15 protein-coding genes are annotated in these 14,460 nt (G+C 72.5%); 7 read left to right on the top strand and 8 right to left on the bottom strand.

The window, feature by feature from the left end:
* Window positions 1-3: 3 nt before the first annotated feature.
* Complete coding sequence (locus KO717_RS17455) at window positions 4-432, top strand: MarR family winged helix-turn-helix transcriptional regulator (protein ID WP_301368681.1); 429 nt, start codon at window positions 4-6, stop codon at window positions 430-432.
* On the opposite strand, the gene KO717_RS17460 is transcribed toward KO717_RS17455, so the two are convergent.
* The 3 genes from KO717_RS17460 to KO717_RS17470 all read right to left on the bottom strand — a co-directional run bounded on the left by KO717_RS17460 (window position 395) and on the right by KO717_RS17470 (window position 2,946).
* Window positions 395-1,798 carry an MFS transporter gene (locus tag KO717_RS17460; protein ID WP_301374577.1) on the bottom strand — a complete coding sequence of 468 codons (1,404 nt, stop codon included), beginning with the start codon at window positions 1,796-1,798 and terminating at the stop codon, window positions 395-397. The two genes, KO717_RS17455 and KO717_RS17460, sit on opposite strands and share 38 nt — an antisense overlap.
* Window positions 1,799-2,013: 215 nt before the next feature.
* The gene (locus KO717_RS17465; RefSeq protein WP_301368683.1) at window positions 2,014-2,499 is read right to left on the bottom strand and encodes a MarR family winged helix-turn-helix transcriptional regulator; all 486 of its coding nucleotides are present in this window, start codon (window positions 2,497-2,499) and stop codon (window positions 2,014-2,016) included.
* A 57-nt stretch (window positions 2,500-2,556) separates the two neighbouring features.
* Window positions 2,557-2,946 (bottom strand): SHOCT domain-containing protein, encoded by a 390-nt coding sequence (locus KO717_RS17470; RefSeq protein WP_301368685.1) that lies wholly within the window; start codon window positions 2,944-2,946, stop codon window positions 2,557-2,559.
* 113 nt (window positions 2,947-3,059) lie between these two features.
* Between KO717_RS17470 and KO717_RS17475 the strand changes: the two genes are divergently transcribed.
* Together KO717_RS17475 and KO717_RS17480 are read left to right on the top strand one after the other, a co-directional pair.
* Window positions 3,060-3,608, top strand: coding sequence for a potassium channel family protein (locus KO717_RS17475; protein WP_301368687.1), 549 nt, complete (start codon window positions 3,060-3,062; stop codon window positions 3,606-3,608).
* Window positions 3,609-3,663: 55 nt separating this feature from the next.
* The gene (locus tag KO717_RS17480) at window positions 3,664-5,049 is read left to right on the top strand and encodes a chloride channel protein (RefSeq protein ID WP_301368689.1); all 1,386 of its coding nucleotides are present in this window, start codon (window positions 3,664-3,666) and stop codon (window positions 5,047-5,049) included.
* A 78-nt stretch (window positions 5,050-5,127) separates the two neighbouring features.
* Here the strand turns inward: KO717_RS17480 and KO717_RS17485 are convergent, their stop codons facing one another.
* From KO717_RS17485 to KO717_RS17495, 3 genes are all read right to left on the bottom strand, one after another.
* Window positions 5,128-5,556, bottom strand: coding sequence for a hypothetical protein (locus tag KO717_RS17485; protein ID WP_301368691.1), 429 nt, complete (start codon window positions 5,554-5,556; stop codon window positions 5,128-5,130).
* A 126-nt stretch (window positions 5,557-5,682) separates the two neighbouring features.
* On the bottom strand, window positions 5,683-7,053 hold the full coding sequence (locus KO717_RS17490) for an FAD-binding oxidoreductase (RefSeq protein ID WP_301368692.1): 1,371 nt from the start codon (window positions 7,051-7,053) through the stop codon (window positions 5,683-5,685).
* A gap of 44 nt (window positions 7,054-7,097) precedes the next feature.
* Window positions 7,098-7,343: a hypothetical protein gene (locus KO717_RS17495; RefSeq protein ID WP_301368693.1), complete on the bottom strand. Its 246-nt coding sequence runs from the start codon at window positions 7,341-7,343 to the stop codon at window positions 7,098-7,100.
* A gap of 227 nt (window positions 7,344-7,570) precedes the next feature.
* On the opposite strand from KO717_RS17495, the gene KO717_RS17500 reads away from it, so the two are divergent.
* Window positions 7,571-8,311: a PP2C family protein-serine/threonine phosphatase gene (locus KO717_RS17500; protein WP_301368694.1), complete on the top strand. Its 741-nt coding sequence runs from the start codon at window positions 7,571-7,573 to the stop codon at window positions 8,309-8,311.
* 46 nt (window positions 8,312-8,357) lie between these two features.
* Here the strand turns inward: KO717_RS17500 and KO717_RS17505 are convergent, their stop codons facing one another.
* The gene (locus tag KO717_RS17505) at window positions 8,358-8,723 is read right to left on the bottom strand and encodes a 5-carboxymethyl-2-hydroxymuconate Delta-isomerase (RefSeq protein WP_301368696.1); all 366 of its coding nucleotides are present in this window, start codon (window positions 8,721-8,723) and stop codon (window positions 8,358-8,360) included.
* A gap of 446 nt (window positions 8,724-9,169) precedes the next feature.
* On the opposite strand from KO717_RS17505, the gene KO717_RS17510 reads away from it, so the two are divergent.
* The 3 genes from KO717_RS17510 to KO717_RS17520 all read left to right on the top strand — a co-directional run bounded on the left by KO717_RS17510 (window position 9,170) and on the right by KO717_RS17520 (window position 13,298).
* Entirely contained in the window at window positions 9,170-9,373 is a 204-nt protein-coding gene (locus KO717_RS17510) for a cold-shock protein (protein WP_030011983.1), read from the top strand.
* Between the two features lie 169 nt (window positions 9,374-9,542).
* Complete coding sequence (locus tag KO717_RS17515) at window positions 9,543-9,914, top strand: hypothetical protein (RefSeq protein ID WP_301368699.1); 372 nt, start codon at window positions 9,543-9,545, stop codon at window positions 9,912-9,914.
* 123 nt (window positions 9,915-10,037) lie between these two features.
* Window positions 10,038-13,298 (top strand): AfsR/SARP family transcriptional regulator, encoded by a 3,261-nt coding sequence (locus KO717_RS17520; protein WP_301368700.1) that lies wholly within the window; start codon window positions 10,038-10,040, stop codon window positions 13,296-13,298.
* Here KO717_RS17520 and KO717_RS17525 read toward each other — a convergent pair.
* Window positions 13,282-14,367, bottom strand: a complete 1,086-nt coding sequence (locus tag KO717_RS17525) for an alpha/beta hydrolase family protein (protein ID WP_301368702.1) — start codon at window positions 14,365-14,367, stop codon at window positions 13,282-13,284. The two genes, KO717_RS17520 and KO717_RS17525, sit on opposite strands and share 17 nt — an antisense overlap.
* Window positions 14,368-14,460 lie beyond the last annotated feature (93 nt).

Below are 14,460 nucleotides of genomic sequence, written 5' to 3' on the forward strand. Positions count from 1 at the left end.
GACATGAAGCCCATCGGCTACTGGCTCAACCGCACGGACCAGGCCCTCACCGCGTCCATGGACGCCCTGCTGGCCGACTTCGGCCTCACCCGGCTCGGCTGGCAGGTCCTGGGCGTCGTCAAGGACGATCCGCGGGCCACCGACACCGCCGTCCTCGCCGCCCTGGCGGCGAACGCCGACGCCGCGGCGCTGACCTCGGCCGTCGCATCGGTGCTGGGCGGCGGCTGGGTGACCCGCCCGCACCCGGACCGCCTCGCCCTGACCGACGGCGGCCGGGCCCGCCTCGCCGAGGTCGCCCGTCACGTGGACGCCTTCCGCGAGCTGGCGGTCACGGGGATCACCCGCGAGGAGTACGTCACCGCCGTCACCGTCCTGGAGCGCATGACCCGCAACCTCACCGGGCCGCGAGGCGGGTCTCCGGCTCGGCCGTGACCGCCCGCGGGGAGCCCTTCGGGCCGCGCAGGACGGTGAAGGCGATACCCAGGGCGACCAGGATCAGGGCGGCGCCGACCGCGAACGCCAGGTGGTAGCCACCGGTGAGCGCCTCGGGGAGGGGAGCCCCGGCCGCGGTGAGGGACTCGGTACGGGAGGCGGCCAGGGTGGAGAGGACCGCGATGCCCAGCGCCATGCCGATCTGCTGGGTGGTGTTGAAGAGCCCGGAGGCCAGGCCCGCGTCGGCCTCCTTCGCACCGGACATGCCCAGCGAGGTCAGCGCGGGGAGGGCGAGGCCGAAGCCGGCGGCCAGGAGCATCACCGGGAGCAGGTCGGTGACGTAGTCCGCCCGGCCGGCCTGACCGGGTACGCGTGTCAGCAGGCCGAGTACGCCGGCCAGGAGGACCAGACCGGCCAGCAGGACCTTGCGCTCGCCGAAGCGGGAGTTCAGGCGGGCCGAGACGGTGAGCGAGACCAGCCCGATCACGGCGGCGGCCGGCAGCATCGCGAGCCCGGTCCCGGACGCGGAGTACCCGAGCACGTTCTGCATGTAGAGCGCGACGAGGATCTGGAAGGAGAACAGCGCGGCGACCATCAGCATCTGGACCAGGTTGGCGCCGAGGACGCTGCGCGAGCGGAAGATGCGCAGCGGCATGAGCGGGGTGCGCGCCGTGGCCTGGCGGACGAGGAAGCCGGCGAGCAGGGCGAGCGCGAGGGCACCGGACCCGAGGGTGTGGGCCGAAGCCGCCCCGTACGTCTCGATCTTGACGACCGTGTAGATCCCGAGCATCAGACCCGAGGTGACGAGCAGCGCGCCGAGCAGGTCCGCGCCCGCTTTCAGACCCAGACCCCGGTCGCCCGGCAGGGCCGGGAGGGCGGCGAGGAGCACCGCGATGCCGATGGGCAGGTTGATGAAGAAGATCCAGTTCCAGGCCAGCGCGTCGGTGAGGACACCGCCGAGGACCTGCCCCATCGAGGCGCCGGCCGCGCCGGTGAAGCTGAACACCCCGATGGCGCCGGCCCGTTCGCGTGGTTCCGTGAAGAGTGTGACGAGGATGCCGAGGCTGACGGCGGAGGCCATCGCGCTGCCCGCGCCCTGCAGGAACCGGGCGGCGATCAGGACCACGGGCGAGGTGGCGAGCCCGGCCAGCAGCGAGGCGGCGGTGAACACCGCGGTGCCCGCGAGGAACATCCGCTTGCGGCCGATCAGGTCACCGAGGCGGCCGGCGAGCAGGAGCAGCGAACCGAAGGCGATGAGATAGGCGTTGACGACCCAGCTCAGCCCGACCGGGGTGAAGCCGAGGTCGCTCCGGATGGCCGGCATCGCGACCGTGACGATGCTGCCGTCGAGGATCGTCATCAGCATTCCGGTGGCCAGGACGCCCAGGGCGAGCCGGCGGGAACGCGAGGCGGGGTCGGAGAGGGAAGGGGAAGGGGGAGCGGAGGGGGCGGTAGCGGTGGCGGGCACGGCGGTCTCTCCTGTCCGTTGGAGGCAACAGGAAAGACCGTAACAGATAGTTTTGTTGCAGACTATCTTTTACGGATCCATCGTCTGGTCGCGCGTTCGGCGACCGCTCCCGGCTACCCCTTCTGCCGCGCCCGCCGAGCCGGCCGCGGCCCCTCGACGGGGGTCTCCAGATGTCCCGTGACCAGCCGGTTCAACGCCCGGAGCAGCACCTCGCGCTCCTCCTCGGGCAGGGCGCCGAGCGCGCCCCCGTGGACCTGGTCGACGATCTCCTGGCTCTCCTTCGCGACCTTCGCCCCCTCCTCGGTCACCGCGATGACCCGGGCCCGCCGGTCGGTGCTGGACGGCCTGCGCTCGGCGAGACCCGCCTTCTCCAGCGCGTCGACGGTCACCACCATCGTGGTCTTGTCCATGTCGCCGATCTCGGCGAGCTGCGCCTGGGTGCGCTCCTCCTCCAGGGCGTGGACGAGCACGCAGTGCATCCGCGGGGTGAGTCCGATCTCGCCGAGCCGCGCGCTCATCTGCGTACGCAGCACGTGACTGGTGTGATCCAGGAGGAAGGACAGGTCCGGTTCGGTGCGCGTGGGTGCCATGGCTGTCATGTCTGCCAGGGTAGCGAGAATCGATCCGTCGCGGATTATCGGCAACCGGACTACTGCTCAGGCCAGGAGCTTGGCCTTGGCCCGGTCGAATTCCTCCTGCGTGATGTCGCCCTTGTCCTTGAGGGCGGACAGCTTGTGCAGCTCGTCCGCCGCGCCCGACCCGGCCCCGGCGCTCTGCTGCACGTACGCGCGGAAGGCCGCCTGCTGCTCCTCGGCCTGCTTCCGGTCCCGTTCGTGCATGCTGCGCCCACGGGCGATCAGATACACGAAGATGCCGAGGAACGGCAGCACCAGCACCAGGATGAGCCAGCCCGCCTTCCCCCAGCCGCCAAGGGTGTGGTCACGGAAGATGTCCGTGATGACCTTGAAGAGGAGGAAGAACCACATGACCCACACGAAGAACCACAGCATCGTCCAGAAGAAGTTGAGAAGCGGGTAATCGTCCATGCCCGACTCCGATCATGCGCGTGGTCCTTCATTCATACAGGCGACCCCGGCGGTCCGCATGCGGAGCAAAGGCTCCGGTCGCGCGACGGCCCCCGGGCCGTTCTCCTGAAGGCATGGAACGCAACGCAGCCGATCAGCGCCGGCGCGTCCTGCTGGGCCACCTCCTGCGCTCGGTGTTCTCCGTCGCCCTCCTCACCGCGCTGTACTACGTGGCGCCCCTGGAGGGCGGGTTCGGCATCGGCACCGTCCTGACACTGGCGCTCGGCCTGGTGGTCTTCGGGCTGCTGACGGCCTGGCAGATCACCGCCGTCTCCCACGCGCAGTTCCCCCGGATGCGCGCCCTGGAGGCGATGGCCACCGGCGTACCGCTGTTCCTGCTGCTGTTCTCCGCGACGTACTACCTGCTCGCGGAGCAGGACCCCACGTCGTTCTCGGAGTCGCTGACCCGCACGGACGCCCTCTACTTCACGATCACCACGTTCGCCACCGTGGGATTCGGGGACATCGTCGCCACCAACCAGGGCAGCCGGGTCCTGGTCACCTTCCAGATGGTCGCCGACCTGATCCTCATCGGCGTGATCGCCAAAGCACTCGTCGGGGCGATCAAAATCGGCATGCACAGGCGCAGTTCGCAGGCCCCCGGCCTGGAGGACGAGCCCTGAGCGGCGAAGTACGCCCCCCGGGTGGACCATCGAGGAAGCGGAAAGGAAGTGAGCCATGCCGCAGTCGCGTCCTCGATCCGGACCGCCCCCCGGCGGTACGCAGCCGCAGGAGGCCGACGTCCTCAGGCAGACCCTCCGCAGCCCCGGATACCTCAAGCTGCTGGTGTTCTGCGCGCTCATCAGCATCCCGGTGTCCCTCGCTTCGTTCTGGTTCCTCGCCCTGCTGCACAAGATGGAACACGCGATGTGGGCGGACCTCCCGGAGGCCCTGGGCTGGGACGTCCCGCCCTGGTGGTGGCCGCTGCCCCTGCTGCTCGTCGCCGGTGTCGTGGTCGGCCTGGTCGTCCCGCACATGCGCGGCAACGGCGGTCACCTCCCCGCGGCCGGCCTGCACACCGGTGGTGCCTCGGCCGGCGCCCTGCCCGGTGTCGTGATCGCGGCGGTGGCGAGTCTGCCGCTCGGCGCGGTCCTGGGTCCGGAGGCCCCGCTGATCGCCCTCGGTGGCGGGCTGGCCCTGCTCTTCCGCAACCTCGCGCAGGTACCGGTGACCCCGCAGGGCACCGCGCTCGTGGGCGCGGCGGGCGCCGCGGCGGCCATCGCCACGATCTTCGGGAATCCGCTGATCGCCGCGGTGCTGCTGATCGAGGTGGCGGGCGTGGGCGGACCGCAGCTGTTCGCGGTGATGCTGCCGTCCCTGCTGTCCGCCGGGGTCGGGGACCTGGTCTTCACGGGCCTCGGGCGCTGGACGGGACTGCCGATCGGGAGCCTGAAACTCGAACTGGGCGTACCCGTGCCCCACCTGGACGTGCCCGACGTGCTCTGGGCCGTGCTCATCGCCGCGGCCCTGGCCCTTGCCCTGCACCCGGTGCTGACCGGCGCCCGGGTGATCGCCGCGTACGTCCTCGCACGGCCCCTCCTGCGGACCGTCCAGTGCGCGCTGGCCGCCGCGGCCTGCGCCAGCCTCTACGCGCTCATCACCGGCCTCACGCCCGCCGATGTCACCGGATCGGGCCAGTCGCTGATCGGCAGGCTGGCCGCCGACCCGCACGCCTGGGGCGTGGGTGCGCTGATCGGCATCCTCCTCTTCAAGGGCGCCGGCTACGCCATCTGCCTCGGCAGCCTGCGCGGCGGTCCCATCTTCCCGGCGCTGTGCCTCGGCGCCGTGGCGGGCGTCCTGCTCGGGCCGCTGCCCGGTCTCGGCATCGTGCCCGCGATGGGAGCGGGCATGGCGGCGACCGCCGCCAGCGCGCTGCGGCTGCCGGTGAGCAGCGTGGTGATGGTGGTCCTGATGCTCGGCGGCACCGCGATGATCCCGGTCGTGATCATCGCGGCCGTGGTCGCCTTCGTGGTCACCGAGCTGCTGCCCGTGGGGCCCCCGATCCCCGAGCTGCCCGCCGTGCCCGCGGCGCCTGCCGCGCCCGCCGAGCCGGCCGCCAAGTAGCGCGGAACGGACGGACGAGGACCCCGCCCGGAAAGCCGGGCGGGGTCCTCGTACGCGTGCGGGGCGTCGGCCGGACGGTCAGCAGCGCAGGCCGGTGGCGGCGGCCTGGGCGGCCTGGTCCAGCTGCTCGATCTGCGGCTGCAACTGGGTGCGCGCTTCCTTGCCGGTGGTGTCGCCGGGCAGGTCCTGGTAGCTCTTCTTGAGGTTCTCGGCGGCCGACTGGACCGAGGCGCGCTCCGCGTCCTTCAGCTGGGCCGCGTTCTCCTTGACGTTCGCCCAGTCCTTCTGGACGGCCTCATAGGCGTCCTTGACCTGGTCCTTGGTCGCGTTGGCGGGGTCCAGGGCCTTCAGCTTGGCGTTGTCGGCCTTGAGGGCATTGAGGTCGGTGCAGAGGTCCGCCGCGGCCTGGCTGGCCTCCTCCGCGGGCGAGCTGCTGTCGTCGGAGCACGCGGAGAGACCGAGAATCGCGCCGACGCAGAGCACACCGATCACCGGGAAACGCTTCATGGAGACCTTCCTCGATCTGACAAATCGGGTGTACCGGATCTTCCGGTACACCCGACAAAAATATGCAGATGAAGGAACAGTCCGCATCCGCACCGCTACGCCCTGTCAGCGGGCGCCCGCCTCCCTCTAGGGCCGGATGTTCTGGTTCAGGTGGAACAGGTTCCCCGGGTCGTAGGCCCGCTTGACCGCGACCAGCCGGTCGTAGTTGCCCTTGTAGTTGGTCCGGATCCGGTCCTGGTCGTCGTCGGCCATGAAGTTGATGTAGCCGCCCTCCTCCGAATGCGGGGCGGTCGCCTCGTAGTAGTCGCGGACCCAGGCGGTCGCGGACTCGTTGATGGCGGGGTCGGGCCACATGCCGGCGATCACCGTGGCGAACGAGGCGTCCCGGTAGGCGAAGGCCGTCGCGTCCGGGGCGACGCGGTGGCACGCGCCGTTGATCGGGTAGATGTGGACCGTCGAGTTCACCGCGGGCAGGCCGGGCGCGTGCCGCAGGTGCGCGTCGATCACGTCGTCGCTGAGCTCGGTCACGAAGTTGGCCTTCCAGTAGTGCTGGAGGCCGGGCGGTACGAGCGCGTCGAAGGCGCTGTTGAGCGCCGGGTAGGGCATCGGGCCCACGTGCTCGGCGACCACCGGCGCGAAGTCGTGGAAGGCCTGGAGGGCACGCTCCCCCTCGTCGAGCGGCCCGGTCCAGCACGCCACGATCAGCGCGAAGGTGTCACCGTGGCGGTCCTCCGGGATGAACGGGAGCGGCGGGGCTATCTGGAAGGCCGGGAAGCCGCCCAGTTGCTCCGGCGCGTCGGCGATGTGGTCGGCGAAGGAGCGCAGCACGGTGGCGGCGTCCGACAGCTCGAAGAGCATCGGCCCGCCGTAGATGTCCTTGACGGGGCTCAGCCGGAACTCGAACGAGGTCACCGCGCCGAAGTTGCCGCCACCGCCGCGCAGCGCCCAGAAGAGGTCCGCGTTCTCCTCCTCGCTCGCCACGACGAGCCGGCCGTCCGCGGTCACCACGTCGGCCGAGACCAGGTTGTCGCAGCTCAGGCCCAGCCCACGGGCCAGGTAGCCGATGCCGCCGCCGAGGGTCAGGCCGCCGACACCGGTGGTGGAGATGATCCCGCCGGTCGCGGCCAGCCCGAAGGCGTACGTGGCCGCGTTGAAGTCGCCCCAGGTCGCCCCGCCCTCCGCGCGGGCCGTGCGCGCCGCGGCGTCGACGCGGACGCCGCGCATCCCGGACAGATCGGCGACCAGGCCGCCGTCGCAGGTGCCGAAGCCGGGCACGCTGTGTCCGCCGCCCCGCACCGCCAGGTCGAGCCCGTTCTCGCGGGCGAAGTCGACCGCGGCCATGACGTCCCCCGCGTTGGCGCAGTGCACGACGGCCGCCGGCTTCCGGTCGATCATGGCGTTGTGGACCTTGCGCGCCTCGTCGTAGGACTCGTCGTCCGGGGTGACGACCGCCCCGCGTACCCGTTCTCGCAACTGGTCGATCGAGAGCTTGCCCATGGCTGTCGCTCCTCGTACCTCACGTGGTTCCACGCTGCGTCGTACTACGGCTGCAGGTGGCTGAAGCCCACCTCGAAACGTTCGACCGAGACGATCCGCTGGCCCTCCCGCTGCGCGGTCTGCTCGCGGATCCGGGCGGCCTGCTCCTCGCTGTCCATCATGGTCCGTTCGTCGTCCCACAAGGTCAGCGACTTGGCCACGCCCGTGGCCCGGTCGACGAGGTAGTAGACGCCCCGGAATCCGGGAACGTCCTGGACCTGCCTGACAATCGCCTCCGAGTTCCCGCTCACGTCTCCCTCCGCGGGGACCGGTGAACCCTGGTAGGTGCTCAGCCTCGCGAACATCTGCGGCAGTCCTTCCTCGCAGGGCCGCCGGTCGGGGAACAGGCGGCTCCACGACCAGGGTGCTCCGGCGCGCCGGAGCCCGCATGCCGGAGCGGCGCGACAATGGTGAGGACGGACGCGTGTGCCGTTGCGCTGCCGTCGCCCTAGCCGCTGCCGAGAGGCGGGTCGCCGAGGTGCCGTACATAGCTGTGACCGCCCTGAGTCATGTCGGGCTGGTGCGCGAGCACAACGAGGACAGCCTCGTCATCGGACCGTGGACCCTGTGCGGGACCGTGACCCAGAACCCGCAGACCCTGGTCTTCCCCTTCGGCAGACCGCTCGTCGTCGCGGTCGCCGACGGCCTCGGCGGCCAGCCGGCCGGCGAGGTCGCCAGCGAGCTGGTGGTGCGCCAGCTCTCCTCGCTCGGGCCCACGCTGGACGGCCCGGAAGCCGTCGGTGACGCGCTCAGCCTCTGCAACCGCGCCGTGTACTCGGCGACCGAGGGGCGGCCCGAGCTGGCCACCATGGGGACCACGGTCGCCGGCGCCCTCGTCCTGGCGGACTCGCTGCTGATGTTCAACGTCGGCGACAGCAAGGTGTTCCACGCGGCGCAGGACGGGCTGCGCCAGGTCAGCGTGGACGACAGCCCGCCGCCGGCCCCCGGGCACCGCACGACCTCGGCGGTCACCCAGGTGCTCGGCGGCACCCGCGGGTACAACGAGATCACCCCCCACATCGAGGCCTTCCCGGTGACCGAGGGCGATCGCTACCTGGTGTGCAGCGACGGGCTGACCGACCCGGTGCCGCCCGAGGAGATCGAGGGGCTGCTGCGGGTGCACGACGACGGCCGGGCCGCGTTCGAGCTGTGGCGGGCCGCCATCGACGCCGGCGGCCCCGACAACATCACGCTCGCACTGCTGCGCATCGGCGCATAGGCGCGTGTAGGCGCGCGGCTACGGCATCAGGGCGACCCGGGACGCGTCAGGGGGTCGCCACGCTCTTGGTGTAGGCCTCGCCCAGGTCCCGTACGTCCACGGAGGCGTGGACCTCCAGGCCCGCGGCCTTCGCCGTGTGGCGCTCGACCAGCTCCAGCACCGCCTGGGTCAGGCGCGACTTGGTCTGCGCCGTGCGGCCCCGGGCGATGGCCAGCTCGACGTGCACGACCACCGCCCGGCCGTCGGTGCCTTCCCCGACGACGGACTCCTCCAGCCGGTGGAAGCGCGTCTTGCAGTTGCCGATCGCGGTATCGAGGATCTCGACCTCCAGCGCGTGGAGTTCCAGCGCGAACGCCCGCCGGTCGAAGGCACCGGTCAGCGAGTCCGAGTAGTCGACGACTGCGTGGGGCACGGGGTCACTCCCTGCTCTGCGGATTCGGGGCGACGGGCCCCGGTCCCGCACCGGTCGGCGGGTACCTGAGCGACGGTAATCGAGCCTGCCCCGCCAGGGGTGGTGTCCCGGCCATCGCCCTCCGGGCCGGGGCGGGAGAGGCCCCGTGAAAAAACATTCCGCCGTTCATACGATTTTTCCGCTCGGATTTCTGCTACGCGGGCACGGAATTAAGAGTGGGGCACGCCGGAATTTCCATGGCCTCGCACACCCGCTGTGCTACGGTGACGTTCGTTGCAGTTGTGGTTCCCAAAAAACTTACAAGTGCTCTCACCGGATTTTCGGTGGGTGCACTTTTTATTTCCGGTGCATGCAGTGAAATCTACTCGTTCCGGTCGGGGCAATCATCACGGCGACACCGGGCCCGCACAGTGCGGATCCGGGCACTGCCCCAAAGGAGAATTCATATGGCATCTGGCACCGTGAAGTGGTTCAACGCGGAAAAGGGCTTCGGCTTCATCGAGCAGGAGGGTGGCGGCGCCGACGTCTTCGCCCACTACTCGAACATCGCCTCTTCCGGCTTCCGTGAGCTTCAGGAAGGCCAGAAGGTTACCTTCGACGTCACGCAGGGCCAGAAGGGCCCGCAGGCCGAGAACATCGTTCCCGCCTGACGCCTGACCTCTTAGGTCCACGCCGGCGCCCGCGCCGGCGCGCAGACGCGGCCGAGGCCCGCACCCTGGGGTGCGGGCCTCGGCCGTCCGCATGTCCCGGAGCGCGCCGAACAGGCCACTCCGCGCAAGCCCGGCCGGTAGGCGAGCACGCTTGCTAGAGTCCGTGCCCATGTCGATCCCTGACGACCTGCTCCTCGATGTCGCCGCCATGGTCGAGTCGGAGCAGACCAATCAGATGTCCCTGACCGTCGTGGTCCACGGCGCCGTCATCACAGGCCGCCTCGCCCCCGAGAGCGTCTGGCGCCAGCGGGTGGCCGAGGTCCTGCGGGACTCCGACCAGCTGGCCCCGTTCGCCGAGATCTTCAGCCCTCCCGGACGCGGCGACAGACAGCAGGCCGGACCACCCTCACACCTTCATTTCCACGTGGCACGCATCCTCCAGGGCACCCTGGGCATCCCCGAGACCGGCGGAATGTACCGGATCGCGGTCAAGGACGTCAGCGCCTGGACCGTCGGGGACTTCAGCTACTCCGACAAATAACCCACCGTCCCGGCACGCCGGAGGACGGCCGCCCGCAATTCACCGGCGGGTGCCGTCCTCACGACGGACCCTTGCCGGGCAATGCAATGGCAGTACCGCCGAACGGCGCAGCACAATGTCGCCATGCGGATCTCGATGCTGGGGGCCCTGGACGTACGGGGCGAGGACGGGAGCGTCGTCGGAGTCGGGGGGACCCGCCTGCGGGCGCTGCTCATCCTGCTCGCGCTCGAACCGGGGCGGGTGGTCGCCTCCGAGCTCCTGGTCGACGGGATCTGGCAGGACGCCCCGCCGGCCGGCGCCGCCAACGCCCTTCAGGCGCTGGTGTCACGGCTGCGCCGGGCCCTGCCCGGCGTGGAGGTGGAATCACATCCGGCCGGATACCGCCTGCTCGTCGAGCCCGACGCGGTGGACGTGGTCCGCTTCGAACGGCTGGCCTCCGCGGGCCGCGGGGCACTGGCCCGTGACCCCGCCGCTGCGGCGCGGCTGCTGCGCCAGGCCCTGGAGCTGTGGCGCGGCCCGGCGCTGCTGGACGTCGCGGCCTCCGCGTTCTTCCGGGCCCCGGTGACCCGGCTGTCGGAGCTGCGGATGGCGGCCCTGGAGGACCGGATCGAGGCGGACCTGCGGGTGGGTCGCGGCCGGGAGCTGACCGCTGAGCTGACCTCCCTCGTCGCCGAACACCCCTTGCGGGAAAGGCTCGTCGGGGCGCTGATGCGGGCTCTCGTCGCGGCCGGACGGCCCGCCGAGGCGCTCACCGTCTACGGGAACGCGCGCGAGGCCCTGGCCGAGGAGCTCGGGGCGGACCCCTCCCCGGAACTGTCCGCCCTGCACACCGCCGTACTGCGCGGACAGGTCGAGGCCCCCGCGGGGCCGCCGCCCGCGGGCGGCGGACGGCCGCCCGGCCCCGGCGCGCCCTCATCGCCGCCGCCGTCACCGCCGTCACCGCCGACCAACCTCCGTGCCGGACTGGCCAGTTTCGTCGGCCGGGACGAGGACCTCGGCCAAGTGGATTCCCTCGTCGCCCGGTTCCGGCTCACCACACTCGTCGGACCCGGCGGCGCCGGGAAGACCCGGCTGGCCGTCCAGAGCGCCCGCCCCCTGCTCCCGCGGTTCCCCGACGGCGTCTGGCTGGTGGAGCTCGGACCCCTGGGCGCGGAGGCCGACGTAGCGCCCGCCGTCCTGAACGCGCTGGCCCTGCGGGACCAGGCGCCCGGCGCCGGCGACCCGCTGGACCGGCTCACCGCGGCCCTGCGCTCCCGTACCGCGCTGTTGGTCCTCGACAACTGCGAGCACCTGATCGAAGCGGTCGCCGCGACGGCCGACCGGCTGCTCGGGGCCTGCCCGGGGCTGCGCATCCTGGCGACCAGCCGGGAGCCGCTCGGCCTCACGGGCGAGGCGCTGTGGACGGTGGGCCCGCTGGCCCTCCCGCCGCGGGACGCCGACGCGGCGCAGGCCATGTCGTACGCGGCGGTGCGGCTGCTGAACGACCGTGCGGCGGCAGCCCGTTCCGGCTTCGCCGTCACCGAGGAGAACGCCCCGGCCGTGACCCGGATCTGCCGGGCCCTCGACGGGATGCCGCTGGCCGTCGAACTGGCGGCGGCCCGGCTGCGCACGATGAGCGCCGAACAGCTCGCGGCCCGGCTCGACGACCGCTTCCGGCTGCTGACGGGCGGCGCGCGGACGGCTCCGCGCCAGCACCGGACCCTGCGCGCGGTGGTCGACTGGAGCTGGGAGCTGCTGACGGAGGCCGAGCAGGTCCTGCTGCGCAGGCTCGCCGCCTTCCCCGGCGGCGCCACGGTGGAGGCGGCCGAGGGGGTCTGCGCCGGTGGCCCGGTCGAGGCGTACGACGTGCTCGACCTGATCACCTCGCTGGCCGACAAGTCCCTGCTGGTGACGGCGGGCGACGGGCGCTACCGGATGCTGGAGACGATCCGCGCGTACGGCCTGGAACGGCTCGAAGAGGCCGGTGAGCGGGAGGTGCTCCGGCGCGCGCACGCCGCGTACTTCACGGGGCTGGCCCGGGCCGCGGACCCGTACCTGCGGCGGGCGGAGCAGCTGGAGTGGCTCGGGCGGCTCACCGAGGAGCACGACAACCTGGCCGCGGCACTGCGCGGCGCGATCGCGGCGGGCGACGCGCGGGCGGCCGTACGGCTGGTGGCGGCGGCCGGATGGTACTGGTGGCTCGGCGGACACAAGGCGGACGGCGCCGAACTGGCGGCGCGGGCACTCGCGTTGCCCGTGCCGGACGGACCGGACGGGGACGACGGGGCCCGTGCCGTCGCCTGCGCGCTGGCGGTGCTCTTCGCGACGGCCGGACTCGGCGACGACCGGCGGACCGGGGAACTGCTCCGCCAGGGGGTGCTGCTCGCCGGACGCAGCGGGAGCCGGCATCCGGTGGTCCGCTTCCTGGAGCCGCTGGAGCGGCAGCTGCGCAGTGCGGACCGGGGCGAGGCGCCCCCGCCGGACGCGTGGGCGGGGCTGCTGGCCGACGAGGACCCCTGGGTCCGGGCGCAGGCCCGGCTGGAGGGTGCCAAGACCCTGCTCGGGGCCGGCGGCCCGCCCGCGCAGGCGGAGGCCTCGATCGAGGCGGCCCTGGCCGGGTTCCGTGGGCTCGGGGAACGCTGGGGGATCTCCTTCGCGCTGACGCTGCTGGCCGATCTGGTGGCCCGGCGCGGCGACCACCGTGCGGCGATCGGCCACTACGAGGAGGCCGTGGCGGTGATCGGCGAGCTGGGTGTAGTCGAGGACCGGCTGTACGCCTGGGTCAGGCAGGCGCAGCTGTGCCGGCTGGCCGGGGACCCGGCGGGCAGCGCGGAGGTCATGGCCCGGGCGGAGCGGGACGCGGTGGCGGCCGGCTGGCCGGAGGCGGTGGCCATGATGGCGCACGGCAAGGCGGACCTGGCGCGCTGGAAGGGCGAGCCGGCGTCGGCCCGGGCCGAACTGGCGCGGGCCAGGGAGGCGGTCCGCGAGGTCGCCGTGCACCCGGTGTTCGAGGTGGTGGTGCTCGACTCCCTCGGGTACCTGGACGCGGCGGACGGCGAGCTGGCCGCCGCCCGCGCCCACCGCGCCGAGGCGCTGGAGCTGGCCGTGGCCTGCGGCCACGCGCCGACGCTCGCCCAGGTGCTGGTGGGCGTCGCGGACCAGGCGGTACGGCTGGACCGGCCGCGGGAGGCGGCCCGGCTGCTGGCCGCGGCCCTCGCCGTGCGCGGCGGGCCGGACCACTCGCGCCCGGACGCGGCCCGGGTGGAGGACGCGGCGCGCGCCGCGCTCGGCGACGCGTACGAGGAGTACGAGGAGCACGGGGAGCACGGGGAGCACGCGGTCGGTGGCGGCGTGCCGGGGCCGGCCGCCGTACGGGAGCTCGCGCGGGTCACGCTGGCCGGCTGAGCCCCTCCAGGAAATGCTGCTGGTCGGCGAGCAGGCCGGGCGGGAAGAGGGAGCGCGGGGCGAACACGGCCGTCAGGGCCAGCCGCCAGGAGGAGCGCTCGACCTCGGTGCGCAGCAGGGCGTGGGTCGCCCCCGGATAGCGGCGGACCGTGAGGGTGCCGGGCGCCAGCACGCTCCGGTGGAGCGCCTCGGTCTCGGCGCCGTCCACGTTCAGGTCGTCGGCGCCGGAGATCAGCAGCACCGGGACGGGCGGCATCGCCCGCAGGTCAGCGGTCACGTCCGCGGTGTGGTTGCGGCTGATGAACGTCCAGCGCTCCGGCGTGAGTTCCCGGTCGGCGCCCGGCCCCGCGCGGTACTCCTCGTACGTCGCCCCGCGCCGCAGCAGCGCCAGGGTGGCCTCCCGGGTGCGCAGGGCGGCCGCCGTGCGCTCGGCGCCGGCTCCGGCCGCGCGCAGCTCGGCCCGGGTGTTGTACTCCCCCTGGCGCTCCCAGTTGACCGCGGTGCCGACCGCTATGACGAAGCGCACCCCGGGGGCGGGGGCCCGCGCCACCACCTTGGGCATGACCCAGCCGGCCTGGCTGGCGCCCCACAGGCCCATGCGGGCGGGGTCGACCTCGGGCCGGGTGCGGGCCGCCCAGGTGAGGGCGTCGACGGTCTCGCGGGCCCGGTCGTCCATGGTCTGGCCGAGCCAGTCGGCCGGCTTGTCGAGGGAGAGCGAGGCGTATCCGGCCCGGGCGAAGGCCTCCCAGTAGGGGCGGTAGAAGCCGTCGTGGGTGGCGTCGACCTCGCCGTCGCCGTGCACGAACACGACGAGCGGGAAGGGGCCGGGGCCCTTGCCGGTGGGGGTGGCGAGCACGCCGGGCAGTTCGTGACCGGCGGCGGGTACGGTGACGCGCTCCTCGTGGAGGCCGTAGTCGTGCTGCCGTACGACGACTCCGGTGAGGAGCAGGGCGGTGGTGAGGGCCAGGAGGAAGGCGGTCAGAAGTGCCCGGCGGACTCTGCGGGCCCTGCCGGGTGCGCGCGGCGGACGGGGCGGACCGGGTGTGCGGGGCGGGCGGGTCTCGGTCATCTGCGGCTCCGGATTCCTTCGCTCGGTCACTCGCTCATATGTTCGCTCACATCTAAAACGATCGTAGCGCTAATGAACGTATTACGCTTGTGC

The sequence above is a fragment of the Streptomyces xanthophaeus genome, assembly GCF_030440515.1.
GTDB lineage: Bacteria > Actinomycetota > Actinomycetes > Streptomycetales > Streptomycetaceae > Streptomyces > Streptomyces kutzneri.